Source organism: Pseudomonas arsenicoxydans (assembly GCF_900103875.1).
GTDB lineage: Bacteria > Pseudomonadota > Gammaproteobacteria > Pseudomonadales > Pseudomonadaceae > Aquipseudomonas > Aquipseudomonas arsenicoxydans.
On record NZ_LT629705.1, the window covers coordinates 3,072,761 to 3,091,266 of the forward strand.

Consider the following 18,506-nt stretch of genomic DNA (forward strand, 5'->3'; position numbering starts at 1 on the left):
GACATGACCGAAGCCATTCGTTACGAAAAAGGTCAGGACCAGATCGTCGTCCTGACCATTGACATGCCGGGCCAGAGCGCCAACACCATGAACGCGGTCTATCGCGAGGCCATGGCCGGCTGCGTTGCCAGATTGGTGGCCGAAAAGGACAGCCTTGTCGGCGTCATCATCACCTCGGCCAAGAAAACCTTTTTTGCCGGTGGCGACCTCAATGAATTGATCAAGGTCGGCAAACCCGAAGCCAAAGCCTTCTACGACATGGTGCTGACCCTCAAGGGCCAATTGCGTACGCTGGAAACACTCGGAAAACCGGTGGTCGCCGCGATCAACGGCGCGGCGTTGGGCGGCGGTTGGGAAATCTGCCTGGCGTGTCATCACCGCGTGGCGCTGGACACTCCATCGGTGCAACTTGGCTTGCCGGAAGTGACCCTCGGCTTGTTGCCGGGCGGCGGCGGGGTGGTGCGCATGGTGCGCATGCTGGGGATTGAAAAGGCTCTGCCTTACTTGCTCGAGGGTAAAAAAGTCCGGCCACAACAAGCGTTGCAGGCGGGGTTGATTGACGAGTTGGCGAAGGATCACGATGAGTTGCTGAGCAAGGCGCGGGCCTGGATTGTGGCCAATCCGTCGGCCGTGCAGCGTTGGGACGTGAAGGGGTATCAGATTCCGGGTGGCACGCCGTCGAACCCGAAAGTCGCGCAAATGCTGGCCATCGCGCCATCGATCCTGCGCAGTAAAACCCAGGGCTGCCTGCCCGCGCCGGAGAAGATCCTGTGTGCGGCAGTGGAAAGTGCCCAAGTGGATTTCGACACGGCGCACCTGATCGAAACCCGCTACTTCACAGAATTGACCACCGGCCAAATCTCGAAAAACCTGATCGGTACGTTCTGGTTTCAACTCAATGAGATCAACGCTGGCGGCTCGCGTCCTCAAGGTTTTGCCCCTTGCGTGACGCAGAAAGTCGGCGTGCTCGGTGCCGGGATGATGGGCGCCGGTATTGCGTTCGTCAGCGCATCGGCCGGTGTTGACGTGGTGCTCAAGGACGTCACTCTCGCGGCAGCAGAGAAGGGCAAGGCTCATTCGGCCGCGCTGCTGGACAAGAAAGTCGCCCGCGGTCAGATGATTGCCGAGCAGCGCGAGGCGATTCTGGCGCGGATTCACACCACCGAGAGCGATGCGGATCTCGCCGGTTGCGATCTGATCATCGAAGCGGTGTTCGAAGACCGTGAATTGAAAGCCAAAGTCTCATCAGCCGCGCAGAAGGTCGTTGGCCCTGACGCAGTGATCGCCTCCAATACCTCGACCTTGCCGATCAGCGGCCTGGCCACCGCCGTACCGGACCCAACCAAGTTCATCGGCCTGCATTTCTTCAGCCCTGTGGAAAAAATGCCCTTGGTGGAGATCATCAAGGGCACCCACACCAGCGACGAAACCCTGGCGCGTGGGTTCGATTTCGTCCTGCAAATCAAGAAAACCCCGATTGTGGTCAACGACAGTCGCGGTTTCTTCACCTCGCGGGTGTTCGGCACCTTCACCAACGAGGGCATCGCCATGCTCGGCGAAGGCGTGAGCGCGCCGATGATCGAGACCGAGGCGCGCAAGGCCGGCATGCCGATCGGGCCTCTGGCAATCTCCGACGAAGTGTCTCTCAGCCTGATGAGCCATATCCGCCAGCAAACCGCCAAAGACCTGCAAACCGAAGGGAAACCGCTGACTGAGCACCCGGCGTTCGCCGTGATCGACTTGCTGCTCAACGAATACAAACGGCCTGGGAAAGCGGCAGGAGGCGGTTTCTACGAGTATCCGGCCGGAGGCCAGAAACTTCTGTGGCCCGGACTGAAAACCCGTTTCGAGAAAGCCGATGGGCAGATTTCGCCCAAGGACGTGCGTGATCGCTTGCTGTTCGTGCAAGCCATCGAAACTGTGCGTTGCGTGGAGGAGGGTGTGCTGACCTCGACGGCGGACGCCAACGTCGGCTCGATCTTCGGCATCGGCTTCGCGGCCTGGACCGGCGGCGCGCTGCAGTTCATCAACCAGTACGGCGTGAAAGACTTCGTCGCCCGTGCCCAGTACCTGGCCCGGCAATATGGCGAGCGTTTCGCGCCGCCCGCGCTGCTGCTGGAGAAAGCCGCCAAAGGGGAGGCCTTCTAAGGGACGTATGACGCACTCCGGGGCTTGCCTTGCCACCGTGTTTCAAGGCAGGCTCTGGGGTGTGCATTATTCCCATCACGTGTCAGGTATTTTTTATGTCGTTACGCATCTGCATTCTGGAAACCGACATCCTGCGTCCAGAACTGGTCGATCAATATCAGGGTTACGGGCAGATGTTCCAGCGTCTGTTTTCGCAGCAACCTATCGAGGCCGAGTTCAGCGTCTACAACGTGATGCAGGGTGAGTACCCAAGCGATGATCTGACGTTCGACGCCTACCTCATCACGGGCAGCAAGGCTGACTCCTTCGGCACCGATCCGTGGATTGAAACCCTGCGCGCCTACTTGCTCAAGCGTTACGAGCGCGGCGACAAACTGCTGGGCGTGTGCTTTGGCCACCAGTTGCTGGCGCTGCTGTTGGGCGGCAAGAGCGAGCGCGCGACCCAAGGCTGGGGCGTCGGCACGCACAAATACAAACTGGCTGCGAAAGCGCCGTGGATGAGCCCGCTGCGCGAAGAACTGACCTTGTTGATAAGCCACCAGGATCAGGTGACGTCGCTGCCGGAAAACGCCACGGTCATCGCCTCGAGCGATTTCTGTCCGTTCGCCGCGTACCACATCAACGACCAGGTGCTGTGTTTCCAGGGCCATCCGGAATTCATTCACGATTATTCGCGAGCGTTACTGGATATCCGTCAGGAAGCGCTGGGCGAGAAGGTTTATTCCCAGGGCATGGCGAGTCTTGAGCATGAACACCACGGCACGACCGTGGCGGAATGGATGATGCGGTTTGTCGCGCACAAGCCCGAAGCTGTTTGACGTTAAGAGCTCTCAAATTGGATCTGCGGTGTTGTGCAGATCCAATGTGGGAGCGAGCCTGCTCGCGATTATTCCAGGCGACTCGGTGTTGGCTACAACCACCCCGACTTCTTGAAGCTCGCCCACAAACCCACGCATCCCAACGTAATAAACCCCAACACCGCAAAATACCCGTAATGCCACGCCAGCTCGGGCATGTTCTGGAAGTTCATCCCATAAATCCCGGCCACTGCCGTCGGGAATGCCAGAATGGCCGCCCACGCCGCAAACTTGCGTTGCACCACGCTTTGGCGTGCCGCCTCGAGCAAAACGCCAACTTCAATCGTCTGGCTGGCAATGTCCGCCAGCGTCGTCAGATCCTCCAGTTGCCGCGTTACGTGAATCTGCACGTCGCGAAAGTAGGGGCGCATGTTCTTGTCGATGAAGGGAAAGCTTAGCTTCTGCAGTTCCTCACCGATTTCCACCATCGGCCCCGCGTAACGACGCAGGCGCAATACATCCCGGCGCAGGCTGTGGAGTTTCTGGATGTCATGTTCCTTCAACTCGCTGCATAGCACGTTGCGCTCCAGTTCATCGATCTCGGCATGGATCGCTTCGCCCATTGGCTGGTAGTTTTCAATGACGAAATCGAGGATGGCATAGAGGACGAAATCCTCCCCGTGCTCCAGCAGAATCGGACGCGCCTCACAACGTTGTCGGACAAGGGCGTAGGACGCCGAATGACCATTGCGTGCGGTAATGATGTAACCGTTGCCGGCAAAGATATGAGTCTCGATGAACTCCAGTTTGCCTTCGTGGCGAATCGGCGAATACGTAACGATGAACAGCGCATCGCCGAAGGTTTCGAGCTTCGGTCGGCTGTGTTTTTCCAGGGCGTCTTCAATGGCCAGTTCGTGCAGATTGAACTGGCGTTGCAGATTGGCCAACTCGTGCGCATTCGGCTCTTCAAGGCCGATCCAGACAAAGTGGCCAGGCTTTGCAGCCCAGGCAGCGCCTTCGTCGAGGGTGATATTGGAGACTTTCTTACCGGCGCTATACACCGCTGCAGCAACAACTCTACCCATGATGTTGGTTCACTTCTTATTCAGTGCTTTTTATCAGCGAAAACTCAGTGGCAAGCACTATCTAGCTTAGCCGTGTCTGCTGCTTGAGAGTCAGCAAACACCGCAGAGTTCGTGGGCCAAAGCTCGCGGGCAAAAGAAAACCCGCACAAGGCGGGTTTTCTTTTTACGCGGCTTGCAGTTGCCGGTCCATCGACTCGATGCACTCGCGCATTTGTTCACGGCACTGGGCAATCAGCAGAGGCATGTCGTCCATGCTCAATCCTGCGGTTGGAATCGCCGGCAGCGAGCGAATCAGAATTTTCCCACTGCGCCAGCGGTTCAATCGCATGTGTTTGACGTAACTGCTGACGCACACCGGCACGATGGGCACCCCGGCGGCAATCGCCATCTGGAACGCACCTTTCTTGAAGGGCAGCAGTTCTTCACCGAGGTTGCGCGTGCCTTCCGGAAAGACCCAGATCGAGGTGTCCTCATGCTGCAAGGTGTGCGTGGTGGTCAGCATCGACTGACGCGCCTTGTGCGCATTGCCGCGGTCGATCAATACATTGCCGGCCAGCCAGAACAACTGACCGAACAGCGGCACCCACTTCAGACTTTTCTTGCCGATGCACACGGTGCGGCGGGGCACCACGTTGCCGAACACAAACAGATCGTAGTTGGACTGGTGGTTGGCGATGATTACGCAACTCTCGGGTTTATTCATCAACGGCCCGACGTCAGCCTTCACGCGCAAACGTAAAATACACATCGCCGGCCATGCATACAGGCGCGCGCACAGACGGCTGTTGTCCGGGTTGAACGGTCGGCACAGCCCGAGTATCACTCCCAGCACGCCCGCCAGAACAAAGTGCAGGCCCATCAATAACATACGCAACACAAACAGCATTTGCAGGCTCACCGGGACGAAAGGTGGCGCAGTGTACGGATGTGCACTGTTTTCGGCAATTGCCCCTATAGAGGAAGGAGATAGGCGATGTTTGTGCGCATGTTTCCGACTTGGGGGTCAGACGCGTTCTAGAGCGGTTGTTGAGTTTTCAACAATGGACGTAAGAAAAAGCCCGACACGCGGGTCGGGCTTTTCGGTGTAACGCGTGTGGACTTAACCCAAGTGTTCCTGATCCAGGATAATTGCGTTGTCCAGCGTCTCCAGCAGCGCCTTGCGCACTTTCAACTTGGTGTTCTTGTGCGCGGTCATGTTGATCTTCTTCAACTGACGGGCCGCCGCCAGCGCCGCGCCTTGCAGCTCCTCGGCCGACACCACCACGTCGAGGAAACCGGCATCCACAGCGCTTTGCGGATTAAACATCTCACCGTTGATCACAGAGCGATGGAATGCCGACTTGCGCAGACGATCACGTGCGATCTCGATACCGGCGTGGTGCATGGTCATGCCGATTTGTACTTCGTTCAGGCCAATGCTGAACGGGCCGTCGACACCGATGCGGTAGTCAGCCGACAACAGCAGGAAGGCACCTTTGGCCACCGCATGCCCAGGGCACGCCACGATGACCGGGAACGGGTGCGACAACAGGCGACGGGCCAACGTCGAGCCGGCGGTGACCAATGCCACTGCTTCTTTAGGGCCGGATGTCATGACCTTCAAGTCATAACCACCGGACAGAATCCCGGGCGTACCGGTAATAATCACCACCGCACGATCAGTCACTGCCTGATCCAGCGCAGCGTTGAACGCCGCAATCACGTCTGGCGAGATGGCATTGACCTTGCCATTGCTCAAGGTCAGGGTCGCGATACCGTCTTCGAGATGGTAGGAAATCAACTCACTCATGACGCTATTCCTTATATGAAAGTTGGGGCAGACGTTACCCACCGCGACAGGCCAGGTAAAGCGCCGTGACTGACCCGCCAGTCACCCTTTCCCCGCCCGGCAAGCGTAGCCCGCCGCACCCACAACGCATTCCCCTCTCTATAGAAGAGGGCGCGAAGCCGGAGATTGGCAGGTTTGCCATGGCCCGGAATCTGCTGGAACGACCGAAACGCTAAGCACATGAAAATTCTGCAAAAAAAGTTTGCCATCGCAAAAGCTTTCGACTACATTAGCGCGCCTCGACAGACAGAACATGTTTGACGAGATACGGTGAAGTGTCCGAGTGGCTTAAGGAGCACGCCTGGAAAGTGTGTATACAAGAAATTGTATCGAGAGTTCGAATCTCTCCTTCACCGCCAAATTCGATGTAACCAGAACCCCTGATTTCGAGAGAAATCAGGGGTTTTGTGGTTTCTGGATGGCTGAATAATAGTCATGGCGCCGATTTGGAAGCAGCTGAATAGGCGAAGACACGTCCTGAAATGATGTAGGAGAAGTCATTGTGGTGTCGGAAGTCATGCTGGAAAGCCAGTTGCTTCGGTGCTTCCATGGGGCTTGCACCTCTCATGAGCTGATTTGGGGAGGGGGTATTTGTTTTGCACCTCAAAGGTACAAAATGAATCAAAGAGCAGCGCAAGTGGCGCTCTCCCTTATCCGAGATGGACGTACGCAAGATATGCAGGAAATGACCATGAAGCAGGCCGAGCTGGAAATGGTTCACGTAGAGATCGTCAAGTTGCTCTCTGAACAACGCAAACTGAATGCCGAAGCTGGCAAGATGACCCGTGAAACTTTTTGGTATCCGGTGGCTGTTGCGACGGGATTGATTGGAACGGTGGCAACCATTACGACGGTGTTGATCAAGCTTCTATGACCTTGTTGAGGCCGCTGCCCGACTCCCGATACATTTTCCGATATTTGAGCGAAATCTGAATTCCAAAGCCCAGCCGATGCTGGGCTTTTTTGTTTTCATCCGTTGGCTATCGGCGAATAATGCCTGCCCCCCGTGAAGAAGGAATTCCGATGATCATCACCACAACCCAAACCATTGAAGGCCGACAAATCACCGCCTACCTGGACATCGTCAGCGCTGAGTCGGTACAGGGCGTCAACGTTATCCGTGACATATTCGCTGGCATGCGGGATTTTTTCGGTGGTCGTTCTCAGACGTTGGAGCGGGCGTTGAAGGAAGCGCGGATTCAGGCGACCGACGAGATCAAGGAGAGGGCGCGGGCTCTTCAGGCGGATGCGGTGGTGGGACTCGATTTTGAGATCAGCATGCCGTCCGGCAACGGCGGGATGGTGGTGGTGTTTGTGACCGGGACGGCCGTCAAGCTGAGGTGAGTGGGGCGGCGATCTTGTTTATCCGCCGGGTTGATTTGTAGGAAGCGACGCGGTCCATTCGTCGGGCATGGCAAAATCTGAATTACAAGTCCGGTAATGACCGACTAGTCTCAAAAGCCTTGGTGGTCGGTATTTTTCAGGCAATAGGGCTTGCCGGTATCGATCCCGCTTTGAGAGGGGAAGAGCTATGGCTGATCCGTATATCGAAGACGACGGGGCAGAGTTACCAATCAACAATTGCGTGCAATGTGGCCAGACAGAGTATGTGGCGGGGTTTGGCGAAGACCCGGTCCATACCCAAAAATTGAAATCCAAGGCGCCCCGAGGGGCCAAGGCGAAGTTCTTGCCCAGGGTGGCGACGCCTTCCAGGAAGTAACAATCAACCGTTCACGCCCCGCCAATAGAGCGGGGTTTTTCATTTTTCCAAGACTGATTTTCCGCGAAATGGCCTACAGAAAAATGATCATTTTCCTATTGATTTAATTTCACAAACTTTTCACACCGTCCTACGTAGTCTCAGCTCATCCGTTAGAAAGCAGTACCTGCCCGTTCCCCAGCGGGCTTTTTTTTGCCTGTCATAAAACCTTTTCCATAAAAACTGTCCAACCGTCGCTAATTGCGAGGTACGGTGGTTTTTGTGTGGACGTTACCTCCTCAAAAGCATTCAATCCCCGGCTTTTCGGTTTCCCCTATTTTTGAGGTTTTTCGTCATGCGTTTAACACTGCCTGCTCTGGTTCTGGGACTTCTGGTGACTCAAGGTGCAATGGCTGCCGGTGATGGCACTGCGGCGATCGGTGGCGGTCTGGGTGGTGCATTGGGCAACGTGATCGGCCAGAACATGGGCGGCAGCACCGGCGCGGCGATTGGTGCTGGCGTTGCGGGCGCAGCCGGTAGTGCTGTTGCCGCACGCAAAGGCAGCCGCACCAAAGCAGCCATTGGTGGCGGTGTCGGCGCTGCGGGCGGTTCGGTGATCGGTAACAGCCTGGGCGGCAAGAACGGTTCTACCATCGGCGCCGGCTTGGGTGGTGCATTGGGTGGCGGTGTAGGTAGCAACCTGGGTCACAAGCGTCACTGATTGTGAGTTGATTTGCTGAAAAGCCCGGCTTTATGCCGGGCTTTTCGTTTCTGAATATTTCTTTTGCACTAACTTCCAATTTAAAGCTGTCCAACCTTCATCGCTGACCGGATTCAGTGAGTGCAGGTGTTAGACTCGCGCCCATCCGCAGAGCGTACTCTTACCCCCGATGCGGAATTTGAGGTTCATATCATGCGTTTGACATTGTCCACGTTGTTTCTGGGACTTTTGGTCGCTCAAGGTGCAATGGCTGCCGGTGACGGCACTGCGGCAGTTGGCGGTGGTTTAGGCGGTGTATTGGGCAATGTGGTCGGCCAGAGCATGGGCGGCAGCACAGGCGCGGCAATTGGCGCTGGTGTGGGTGGCGCGGCAGGCAGTGCCGTCGGCGCTCCCAAGGGTAGCCGCACAGAAGCAGCCATTGGCGGTGGTCTGGGCTCTGCCGGCGGTTCGCTGGTCGGCAATCGCCTCGGCGGGTCCACCGGTTCGACCATTGGCGCAGGCCTTGGCGGCGCAGCAGGCGGTGCCCTCGGCAACAACCTGGGCACTGACAGTGGCGGTGGCGGTTCTCATTCTGGAAACGGCCACAAGCATAAGAACAAACACAGAAACAAAAATCACTGATTCGTCAGCGAGTGACAGAAAAAACCCGGCCTGGTGCCGGGTTTTTCGTGTCTGACTGTTGGGCATCGGAACGTTTGGCCGCAGGCCGCCTCGAACTAATAGATCCCTGAATCCTACGAGGCACGTCATGACTCCTGAAACCGAAGGCAAGGAAGAAAAAGGCCCGAGCGGGCTGCCATTCATCAATGATCCCGGCAACGAAGATCCAGGTTCATTAATGGATGACGCAACGGTGCCGCTCAACGATTCCGATGATGCCGGTGATGTGGGTAACACCGAGTATGAAGAAGAGGAAGACGACGAAGACGAAGATTGACCCGCATTAGCGCGGATCGACCGATCGTCTCTCTGATCGAACGCTAGCCTGAACCCGACCTCGAAATTTCAGGGCCTGATTTTCAGGTCCTTTGAGAGGTGCTTAATGAACGCTGACCCGAAAGACACTGACATCGACGAAACCCCTGAATACCCGCTGCCTTCGCCCACCGATTCCTTGAGTCGCGATCAACGTCCGCCGGATGACGACACCGCAGAGGAGCAATTGCGCACGAATGATGTAAAACGTGGCGATGTAGAAGCCACCCCGGAAGATCCGGATATAGCGGGTAATGACGCTTCGGGTGAGCCGAGTTGAAAGCTGCTTGTTGATTGTGCGGCACTTTTAAAGCTTTTTAAGGGTGCTGCACCATGATCCGAGCCAATCTGATGGTTCTGACATAGTAGTAATTTCTTGCATGTGTTGGTTGTTATCACCTCATAAGTCCAAGGCTAGTGGATTAACGATTCGAGCCAACGCTTATAGAAGTCCCTTTGCTGCTGAATGTCATTTGTGATGCCTGTGTCATCAAAGTCGAAGATATTCACCATGTCTTCACTCTCTGAAGGCCGTCCTAGCTGAAGTTCATACGCCACTATGCCGCCAGCCATTTGCGATGCCATGCGCGACGGGTAGACATTGACTTTGGCGCCTTTGCACAGAAAATTTACTTCACGGAAGTCGGCTCGCAACAACCCAAAGCATTCGAAAAGATCTTGAGCCGAGTATGTTTTACTCAAGCCGTTTTTAGTTCTGAATGCTAACGTCAAATTTTTTCGGTCGCATTCAATTGAGGCTTTTTGGGTAACTCCGCAGGTGTTTATGGATATTTCTATTGTTTTTTTCATGATCACATCCTGCGTGGGTTTGGAGTTGAGTAGCCCTTATAGCTGCCATCGGCATTGACTGGGGTAACACCGAGAATGTCCCGACTGTCTACGCCTCCAGGTAACGCTATTTCAATCTCTCGCCTATGAGGCGACATCATGCCGAGCTTTTTATTCACATCTATTCCGCGAATATTTTTTATTACATAGAGGAAGCCGTCTTCATATCCGTAGCCCGTTGCAAATTTTATAGCTTCCTTTTCTGAGGTCGAAGCGCTGACAAAGAAGCTGGGAGGGCTTCGGTTGTCCAAAGCGTGTAAGTAGAGGTCCATGCTGTCTCCCAAGGGCTCAAATCCCGCGTCAAATATCTCCCACGACTCCCGTGAATCTCCGCGATATAAGTAACGGTTTTTTGGTTTGGGGGATGGAGCAGGAGTGATTGTCTCCCCCTCATCAACCTTCACCTTCCCAACCGGATCCTCATCCCCAATCGAAGGCTTGCGACACCCATCCCCCCCAGGACACTCATTCAACCCCAACGGATCAACCCACCCCGTCGGGTTCCTTGTGTACTGATACCCGTTAATCCCACCCGCCAATCCACTCGGATCCGGCGTCAGATACCGCCCCACATCCGGGTTGTAATACCTATGCCGGTTGTAATGCAGCCCCGTCTCCGCGTCGAAGTACTGCCCCTGAAACCGCAACGGCTGATCCAACACCTGATGGGTGTCGCGGTTAAGTCGGGTCAGGCGGCCATACGCGGTGTATTGCGCGGCCCAGATGATGTCGCCGCTGTAGTCGGTCAGTTCTTGCGGCGTGCCGAGGTGGTCGAGTTGGTAGTAGAAGGGGCATGCCTGGCGCGGGCCTTTGCCGTCGAGCATGGCCAGCGGGCGGAAGGTTCCGGGTTCGTAGACGTAGCTGCGGTGGTGTTCGCGACTGCTTTCGGCGACGAGGTGGTCGCCTTGCCAGAAGAATTCGGTGGTTTTGCCGTCGACGGTTTTGCTGATGCGGCGGCCGAAGGCGTCGTAGCGATAATTCGCGAAACGCCCATCCGGTGTCGTGACGCCGACCAGTCGATGCTGGCAGTCGTAGCGGTATTCGGTGACGAGTTTTTGCCCGGTGCCACGGCGTTCGAGGATCAGGTTGCCGAAGGCGTCGTAGTCGTAGTGCCGATCGGCCTGCATCAGCAACCGATTGCCCCGCACGGTCGCGGCGCCGGGGCGGTCCTGCATCAGCAGGTTGCCCGCCGGGTCGTGGGCGAAGCTCTCGGGCAACTGGTCGCGCAAGTGACGAACGCGGATCAGGCGGTTGAGCGGATCGTATTGGTAATTGCGCTGGCCGTGACGGGTGTCGGCGATGCTGTCGATATTGCCGTTGGCGCTGTAGGCATAATCGCGGCGATACAGCGGTTGCACCTGTTGGCTGACGGCATGAGCTTTCAGACGGCCCTGATCGTCGTAGGCATAGTCGCTGAGCAACTGGCCTTGCTGGCGTTGCCGTTCGCGACCGAAGACGAACTGGTGGGTCGTGAGCCGCGCGCCGTTGAGGTCGATGGCGGTCAGCGCGCCACCCTTGGCGTGGTGATAATCAAGCTTGCTGCCGTCCGGCAGACGCAGATGGTTGAGCTGGCCGCAGGCGTCATAGGCGTAACGCAACGTGCCCCAGCCCTGATGCTCGGTGATCAGGCGATCCTGTTGGTCGTACGCGAATTCCAGCGGATGGTCGTGGCCGTCGTCGACGCTGACCAATCGGCCGAGGCTGTCATAGCGGTATTGGACCTTGACGCCATCGGGCAGTTTTTTAACCAGCAGGCGCCCAGCACTATCCCGTTGATAAGTTGTTAGAAGCTGCGAGCCGTCATCACCGAACTCGGTTTTCTCCAGCAGATGGCCGTTGAGGTCGTAAACGTATGCGGTGCGTTGGCCGTCGAATCCGGTTTCCTGCCGGATCAAGCCGCCGGCGGTGTAGTCCAGTCGGTACTTTTCGCCGGATTCGTTCTCGATTTCCGTGAGCAACAGCCGGGCGTTGTCGTAGCGATATTTCAGCTCGGTGCCGTCGGCGTTGAGGCGGCGGCTGACCAAGTGCAGATCATCGAGGTATTCGTAGCGCGTGACTCGACCCAACTCGTCGCGTTCGGCGGTGATCTTGCCGTAGGCGTTGTAGCTGAAGGCACGGCTGGCACCGTTGGGCAAAGTCGTCTGAATCAGTCGGCCGACGGCATCCCACTGGTATTTCGTAACAGCGCCATGCTCGTCCTGACGGGTAAGCTGCCGGCCCAGCGCATCGTAGGAAAAGCGCCGCACACTGCCGTCGGGCAGCGTTTCCTCCACCAACTGGCCCAAGCCATTCCAGACAAACACATGACGGCTGCTATCCGGGTAGCGGATCGACAGCAACTGACCTTTTTCGTCGTAGTGATAGTGGGTGATATGTCCGTCAGGATCGGTCGCTTCGGTGACATCACCCTGAGCATTGCGCCGATACTTCCACACCGCTTCACCGCGATAACGCGCATGCAGGAAGCCGTTGCGATACTCGTAGGACGTTGGCTCGTCTTCCGGTGGAATCAGCGCCACCAGCCGTCCGACTTCGTCGTAGCGGTATTCGGTCACCGCGCCGAGCGGGTCCAGTTCGGCAATCAACCGGCCCTGGTCGTCGTAGGCCTTGAGGTGTTCACCGCCGTCCAGTTCAACCCGACGCACCAGCCGCGCCTTATCGTCATGGACATAAACCTCTTCGCTGCCATCGACGTTTTTAACCAACACCGCGCCGTCGTCATCCCAGGCATAACGCGTATCCTTCTGTGCAAACGAGGCCCAGTGGCGGACACATCGCGCCGCCTTGCCGGACCGTTCCCACTCCCAGAAGAAACTCGCCCCACCGGCCAGTTGCCGCTGCAGAATCACGTGGTGATCGTCGTAGTCGTAGCGTTCGCTTTCGCCGGCAGCGTTGGTCGCTTCGATCAGTCGCTGACGGGCGTCGTAGCGGTAAGTAGCCAGCGTTTGCTCGGTACGCCAGGCGTTTTCAGGTGCGTCGGAACTGAAAGACTGATACTCGACCGCGACGATGTGCCGGCGTTCGTAACGCAACAGCAGTGAACGGCCAGCACCGTTGTCGATCCGCTGAATGCGCGCCTGACCGTCACGGGTGATGCGCAGTCGGTTGTTGTAGGCGTCACTGATCTCGGTCAGGCAACCGCTTCGAAAGTGGTAGAACCGCGCGGCTTCGCCAGCCAGCGCGAGCACCCATTCTTCAGGCTGGTCCCCCAGATAAATCGCGGCGCGCGACAGGCTGTTGTGAATGGCCGGGCGCTCGGCGCTTGGCAGCGGAAACCTCGTGCGACGATTTTCATGGTCGATCCAGACGACGTGTTCTGCGTCCAGCTCCAGCCGATGCGCCAGCGAATGACTCCAGCCCCAGCCCAGCCCGCAATCAACTTCCACGGCGCTGGTGCGGTAGAGGCGGGTAAACGCGAATGGCAGCAAACCGATAAGCGAGCCGTCATCAAGAGTTAGCAACTCTTCGCCGGTGACCATCGACACCGGGCAACCGTTGGTGCAGGTCAGCGGCCCACAATCGGCGCTGTCGCCATTGGGGTTTTTCGCCTGCTCGGGGGCGTCATCCCGGTGTTCCTGCCGGGTCAATCGGGTCATGGCTGCGGACTTGTCGCGAGCAATGGCGACCGGGTTGTTCACCAGCAACACCGGCGTGCCGCCCGCGCTTATCTGCAACGGCACAGTGGGCGCGGGGTTCACCGATGCTTTTCGAGCGTGGACTGCGAGAGGTTTGAGAACGCCGGCGTGGTCAGTCAGGTCGGATCGGGTGCCGAGCGCCGCCAGTCTCAGGCTCGCGGCGGCCAGCCAGTTTCGCGCACGGTCCGATTTGACCTTGTCCAGGACCTTGGCGCTGATGCCGAGCGTCAGTCCTGCGCTACCGCTGAAGCGCGCCAGCAGCAATCCAATCAGTATTCCGGCGCGAATTTGCGCCACGACTTCAGCGATGAACTGCGGCGGTAGCATCCGCAACCAACTGGTGATGGCGGCGAGATGAATGAACATCAACGGCTCGTCACTCAACAGCAGCAACAGGTTGGCAATCGATTCAGCTGAAGCGTTCAGCAGTGTTTCAAGTTCGGTCTCGGTCAGGTACTCAAGGAGCTTTTGGCTGTTGGCTTGCAGGTCCGTGATCAGCGCGTAGATCTGCTTCACGTCATCCCACAAGCCGTTCAACGAATTCTCGAAACCGCGCCAATCGGCCTGTTGCAGCTGACCGTAGCGTTTGATGAATCCGGCCTCGGCGAACTCGGCCCACGAAGATTCAAACTCGGTGGTCCACTCGTTGCGCAACCAGCCTTCCAGATCGTCGATGACGTCTTGATAGGAGGCATAGAGCGCTTTGACATGCGCTGCGGAAACGTTCGGAAAGAAGGTGATCCGATAGCGCAGGCTGCGGTCGCACTCGGGGATTTCGAGGACGCCGCTGGGGCCGATCTCGTGATGGACCGGCTCGCCAAACGTACCGTCAGAGCTCAACGGCTCGAGCATCACCGGCATATTGCCGATCGGCACGAACCGCGCCGCGTCGAACATGTGCACCAAGGTCAGGGGACCGGCGGCCGGGCACGCGGCGACGGTGGAGCTGACGGGTGTAGTGACGGCTTTTGGTACGACCAGGAGGACTTCGTTACCGACCTTGAACACCTGCTCGATATCCAGTGCCTTGCCGGTCCAGAAACTTTCCGCCCAGGCATCGTAGTCATTGAGGCACAGCCGAAAATCAGCGAGCAGCGCTTCGACGTCCGGCTTCTCTGGGTCCATCGCGGCGACCACCAGAAGGCCGATGGCGTTATTCAAGGCCAGTACCTTGTCCGGTACGAACATTCGCAGTCCCTCGCGCAGATCAAATTTGAGCGCGAGACTTTGCTTGGGATCAGCGGCTAAAGAAGTCGGGAAAGGAGGCGTTTTATGTAGGGAAAATCGCTAAATGACGACGAGCGCTTTTTGTTTCCGTGAGGTATTGCCCGTTGCCCAATGCCAGCGACGCTCGTTATGCTGCTGAATCCTTTAATCGATCACGGACCCGGCCGTACCTGCGCCGCCTCTGGGATGTCAGTAAAAAACGGATCCGATGCGATGAATGCAACGCTCAATGAGTTCGGCCCGATCAAGGCCGTGATTTTCGACATGGATGGCTTGTTGCTGGACACCGAGGGCATTTATACCCAAGTGACCGCGCAGATTGCCGCGCGGTATGGCCGGGTCTTCGACTGGAGCGTCAAGCAGAACATCATCGGTCGTGGCGCGGGTGATCTGGCGCGTTATGTGGTCGAGGCCCTGGACCTGCCGATTACTGCCGAAGAGTTTCTGGTGATCCGCGAGCCTCTGATGCGTGAGCTTTTTCCGACCGCGTTGGCGATGCCCGGCGCCGAGGAACTGGTCCGGCACTTGAAGGCCCACAACATTCCCATTGCGGTCGGCACCAGTTCTTCGCGTCAGTCGTTCGGCCAGAAAACCACGTTGCACCGCGACTGGTTCGCGCTATTCGACTTCGTCGTGACGGCTGACGACCCGGAAGTGGGCGCGGCCAAACCGGCGCCGGACATCTTCCTGACGGCAGCACGGCGCCTGGGCGTTGCGCCTGAAGATTGTCTGGTGTTTGAAGATTCGCCCTTCGGTGTCACGGCGGCGAAAGCGGCGGGGATGACCGCGATTGCGATTCCGGACGCAGCGATGGCTGACGAAAAGTACGCACACGCCGACGGCATTCTTCGCACGCTGAAAGCGTTCATACCGAGCGCTTGCGGTTTGCCGGCGCTTGAGTGGGCATAAAGCAGCAGGCACAAAAACGCCGGCAAATTTGCCGGCGTTTTTTTTGCGCGGTTTAAAGCATTAGGCGCCAAAACCACCGTCGATGGTCAGGCTGGCGCCGGTGATGTAGCCGGCTTCCGGACCCACCAGGTAGGCGACAAAACTGGCGATTTCTTCAGCTTTGCCATAGCGACCCACTGCCATCAACGGGATCAGGCTCTCGGCGAAGTCACCGCTGGCCGGGTTCATGTCGGTGTCGACCGGGCCCGGTTGTACGTTGTTGATGGTGATCCCGCGCGGGCCCAGGTCGCGCGCCAGGCCTTTGGTCAGACCGACCAGTGCCGACTTGCTCATGGCGTACGGGCCGCCACCGGCGAAGGGCATGCGGTCGGCGTTGGTGCTGCCGATGTTGATGATGCGGCCGCCTTCCGTCATGTGTTTCGCGGCGGCCTGGGTGGCGACGAACACGCTGCGCACGTTGATGGCCAAGGTCTGGTCGAAGTCTTCGAGTTTGAAATCTTCCAGCGGCGCAACGGCCAGCACGCCGGCGTTGTTGACCAGGATATCCAGGCGACCGAAGGCTTTGACGGTGGCGCTGACGGCATTGCGAATGGCCTCGGCGTCGGCGCTGTCAGCCTTGATGGCCAGGGCTTTACCGCCATTGGCGGTGAGGCTGTTTTGCAATTCTTCGGCTTTGGCGGTGGAGCTGACGTAGGTGAAGGCAACGGTCGCGCCTTCAGCGGCCAGACGTTTGACGATGGCGGCGCCGATTCCGCGGGACCCGCCTTGAATCAAAGCCACTTTGCCGCTGAGGTTATGAGTAGTCATATCGATCTCCAGAGTCCCGAGGCGAGATTGTCTCGGTTGATGGAGCCTAGTATCGATTCAGGATTACCTGCTGAGTAGACGGTTATTGCGATAGTCTGTGTAAACCAAAAGTTTATAGTGAAGCTTATGGAAACCTTCAGCAGTATCGAATGCTTCGTGCGCAGCGCCGAAGTCGGCAGCTTTGCCGAAGCCGCACGGCGCCTGAGCCTGACCCCGGCAGCGGTGGGTAAAAGTGTTGCAAAGCTTGAGGCTCGCCTCGGCGTGCGCCTGTTCCAGCGCAGCACTCGCAGCCTGACGCTAACCGAGGCCGGGCAGCTGTTTCTCGGCGAAGTCAGTTCCAGCCTGCTCACGATTCAGAATGCCGTGGCCAATCTGGCGAGCGCTGAAGGGCGGCCGGCGGGAACGCTGAAGGTCAGTATGGGCACGGTGTTCGGGCGTTTGTATGTGGTGCCGTTGCTGGGCGAGTTTCTACGACGGTTTCCGGCGATCAGCCCGGATTGGCATTTCGATAACCGCCAGGTGGATTTGATTGCGCAAGGGTTCGATGCGGCGATTGGCGGCGGTTTTGAACTGCCGCAAGGCGTGGTTGCGCGCAAGCTGACGCCGGCGCATCGGGTGTTGGTGGCGTCGACTGATTATCTGGAGGGGCGGCAGGCGATCCTTGAGCCTGAAGATCTCACGGATCACGATGGCATCCTGATTCGCTCGCCGCAGACAGGGCGAGTGCGTTCCTGGCAGTTGACCAGTCGTACCCGGCAAAACAGCCCGCTGACGCTCAAGGCGCGGATGACCATGAGCGATTCGGAGGCTGCTTGTGCGACGGCGGCCCAGGGGCTGGGCATTGCATTGGTGAGCATGCCGTTTGCGTCCGTTTATCTGGAGGCCGGGACGTTGCAGCGGGTGTTGCCGGACTGGTATGTCGACGATGGCAACATTTCTATCTATTACGCGGAACACAAACTGATGCCAGGCAAGACCCGGGCGTTTGTGGATTTCATCATTGAGCAGTTTGCGCAACAGGGGTTGGTGCAGCGGTTCAGTGCGGTTTGAGTTAGCTTGAGACCGCACCTCGGTCTACCGCCCGAACCGCCCCGGCCAACCAATAATGGTCTTGGGCCGTGGTGTCGCATACGTGCGCACTTTCGATGTCGACAACCCCAGTCGCACCAACGACTCGGCAATCGTCACCGCCGCTGTCACGCCATCCACCACGGGAACCCCTGTGCGCTGGCGAATCTGCTCGTCCAGCCCGGCCATCCCGCCACAACCCAGGCAAATCACCTCGGCCTTGTCCTCAAGCACGGCCAGTTCCGCCTGGCGCACAATCGCTTCCAGCGCCCGCTGCGGATCAGACTCCAGTTCCAGCACCGCTAATCCACTGGCTCGTACCGACGCGCAACGGTCCCACAGTCCGGACAGTTTCAGCCGATCCTCGATCAGCGGCACGGTGCGGTCCAGTGTGGTGACCACCGAATAGGCATGGCCCAGGAACATCGCGGTGCTGGCGGCGGCGTCGGTGATGTCCACCACCGGTACGTTGAGCAGTTCCTGCAGACCTTCGCGACCGTGTTCGCCGTAACCGGCCTGAATCACCGCGTCGAATGGCTGGTCGTAGGTCATTACCCGGTCCATCACCGCAATGGCCGCCAGGTAGCTTTCAAAATTGCCTTCGATGGAGTCGGCGCCGAAGTAGGGCGTCAGGCCGATGATTTCCGTCCCTGGCGCCGCCACCGCTTGAGCCGAACGAGCGATGGCCTGGGTGATGGATTCGGTGGTGTTGACGTTGACCACGAGAATTCGCATGGAAAATCCTTATAGCGCAAAGG

18 protein-coding genes and 1 tRNA gene are annotated in these 18,506 nt (G+C 57.9%); 12 read left to right on the top strand and 7 right to left on the bottom strand.

Annotation, left to right across the window (positions count from 1 at the left end; all coding sequences use genetic code 11):
- Positions 1-3: 3 nt before the first annotated feature.
- Entirely contained in the window at positions 4-2,148 is a 2,145-nt protein-coding gene (locus BLQ41_RS14365; protein ID WP_090181843.1) for a 3-hydroxyacyl-CoA dehydrogenase NAD-binding domain-containing protein, read from the top strand.
- Between the two features lie 95 nt (positions 2,149-2,243).
- Positions 2,244-2,966 carry an amidotransferase gene (locus tag BLQ41_RS14370; RefSeq protein ID WP_090181846.1) on the top strand — a complete coding sequence of 241 codons (723 nt, stop codon included), beginning with the start codon at positions 2,244-2,246 and terminating at the stop codon, positions 2,964-2,966.
- Positions 2,967-3,058: 92 nt separating this feature from the next.
- On the opposite strand, the gene BLQ41_RS14375 is transcribed toward BLQ41_RS14370, so the two are convergent.
- The 3 genes from BLQ41_RS14375 to BLQ41_RS14385 form a co-directional block, all read right to left on the bottom strand.
- Positions 3,059-4,030, bottom strand: a complete 972-nt coding sequence (locus BLQ41_RS14375; RefSeq protein ID WP_090181848.1) for a magnesium and cobalt transport protein CorA — start codon at positions 4,028-4,030, stop codon at positions 3,059-3,061.
- A gap of 163 nt (positions 4,031-4,193) precedes the next feature.
- Positions 4,194-4,916 carry a lysophospholipid acyltransferase family protein gene (locus tag BLQ41_RS14380; RefSeq protein WP_090181849.1) on the bottom strand — a complete coding sequence of 241 codons (723 nt, stop codon included), beginning with the start codon at positions 4,914-4,916 and terminating at the stop codon, positions 4,194-4,196.
- A gap of 213 nt (positions 4,917-5,129) precedes the next feature.
- On the bottom strand, positions 5,130-5,819 hold the full coding sequence (locus tag BLQ41_RS14385; RefSeq protein WP_090181851.1) for a crotonase/enoyl-CoA hydratase family protein: 690 nt from the start codon (positions 5,817-5,819) through the stop codon (positions 5,130-5,132).
- Between the two features lie 308 nt (positions 5,820-6,127).
- Between BLQ41_RS14385 and BLQ41_RS14390 the strand changes: the two genes are divergently transcribed.
- The 8 genes from BLQ41_RS14390 (at position 6,128) to BLQ41_RS14425 (ending at position 9,533) form a co-directional block, all read left to right on the top strand.
- Positions 6,128-6,217 (top strand) — tRNA-Ser (locus tag BLQ41_RS14390).
- Between the two features lie 332 nt (positions 6,218-6,549).
- Positions 6,550-6,732 (top strand): hypothetical protein, encoded by a 183-nt coding sequence (locus tag BLQ41_RS14395; protein ID WP_090188544.1) that lies wholly within the window; start codon positions 6,550-6,552, stop codon positions 6,730-6,732.
- Positions 6,733-6,881: 149 nt separating this feature from the next.
- Positions 6,882-7,202 (top strand): YbjQ family protein, encoded by a 321-nt coding sequence (locus BLQ41_RS14400; RefSeq protein WP_090181853.1) that lies wholly within the window; start codon positions 6,882-6,884, stop codon positions 7,200-7,202.
- Positions 7,203-7,389: 187 nt separating this feature from the next.
- On the top strand, positions 7,390-7,578 hold the full coding sequence (locus tag BLQ41_RS30860; protein WP_090181855.1) for a hypothetical protein: 189 nt from the start codon (positions 7,390-7,392) through the stop codon (positions 7,576-7,578).
- Between the two features lie 334 nt (positions 7,579-7,912).
- Positions 7,913-8,278 carry a bacteriocin gene (locus BLQ41_RS14410; RefSeq protein ID WP_090181857.1) on the top strand — a complete coding sequence of 122 codons (366 nt, stop codon included), beginning with the start codon at positions 7,913-7,915 and terminating at the stop codon, positions 8,276-8,278.
- Positions 8,279-8,470: 192 nt separating this feature from the next.
- The gene (locus BLQ41_RS14415) at positions 8,471-8,899 is read left to right on the top strand and encodes a hypothetical protein (RefSeq protein ID WP_090181859.1); all 429 of its coding nucleotides are present in this window, start codon (positions 8,471-8,473) and stop codon (positions 8,897-8,899) included.
- 127 nt (positions 8,900-9,026) lie between these two features.
- Positions 9,027-9,215, top strand: coding sequence for a hypothetical protein (locus BLQ41_RS14420; protein ID WP_090181860.1), 189 nt, complete (start codon positions 9,027-9,029; stop codon positions 9,213-9,215).
- A gap of 105 nt (positions 9,216-9,320) precedes the next feature.
- Entirely contained in the window at positions 9,321-9,533 is a 213-nt protein-coding gene (locus tag BLQ41_RS14425; RefSeq protein WP_090181862.1) for a hypothetical protein, read from the top strand.
- A gap of 134 nt (positions 9,534-9,667) precedes the next feature.
- Here the strand turns inward: BLQ41_RS14425 and BLQ41_RS14430 are convergent, their stop codons facing one another.
- Both BLQ41_RS14430 and BLQ41_RS31210 read right to left on the bottom strand, forming a co-directional pair.
- The gene (locus BLQ41_RS14430) at positions 9,668-10,063 is read right to left on the bottom strand and encodes a hypothetical protein (protein WP_090181864.1); all 396 of its coding nucleotides are present in this window, start codon (positions 10,061-10,063) and stop codon (positions 9,668-9,670) included.
- Positions 10,064-10,065: 2 nt separating this feature from the next.
- Positions 10,066-14,925, bottom strand: a complete 4,860-nt coding sequence (locus BLQ41_RS31210) for an RHS repeat-associated core domain-containing protein (RefSeq protein WP_090181865.1) — start codon at positions 14,923-14,925, stop codon at positions 10,066-10,068.
- Positions 14,926-15,177: 252 nt separating this feature from the next.
- Here BLQ41_RS31210 and BLQ41_RS14440 point away from each other — a divergent pair, with 252 nt between their 5' ends.
- Complete coding sequence (locus BLQ41_RS14440; protein ID WP_090181867.1) at positions 15,178-15,873, top strand: HAD-IA family hydrolase; 696 nt, start codon at positions 15,178-15,180, stop codon at positions 15,871-15,873.
- Between the two features lie 60 nt (positions 15,874-15,933).
- Here the strand turns inward: BLQ41_RS14440 and BLQ41_RS14445 are convergent, their stop codons facing one another.
- The gene (locus tag BLQ41_RS14445; RefSeq protein ID WP_090181868.1) at positions 15,934-16,680 is read right to left on the bottom strand and encodes a 3-oxoacyl-ACP reductase family protein; all 747 of its coding nucleotides are present in this window, start codon (positions 16,678-16,680) and stop codon (positions 15,934-15,936) included.
- 126 nt (positions 16,681-16,806) lie between these two features.
- Between BLQ41_RS14445 and BLQ41_RS14450 the strand changes: the two genes are divergently transcribed.
- Complete coding sequence (locus BLQ41_RS14450) at positions 16,807-17,730, top strand: LysR family transcriptional regulator (protein WP_090181870.1); 924 nt, start codon at positions 16,807-16,809, stop codon at positions 17,728-17,730.
- A gap of 24 nt (positions 17,731-17,754) precedes the next feature.
- Here the strand turns inward: BLQ41_RS14450 and BLQ41_RS14455 are convergent, their stop codons facing one another.
- On the bottom strand, positions 17,755-18,483 hold the full coding sequence (locus tag BLQ41_RS14455) for an aspartate/glutamate racemase family protein (RefSeq protein ID WP_090181872.1): 729 nt from the start codon (positions 18,481-18,483) through the stop codon (positions 17,755-17,757).
- Positions 18,484-18,506 lie beyond the last annotated feature (23 nt).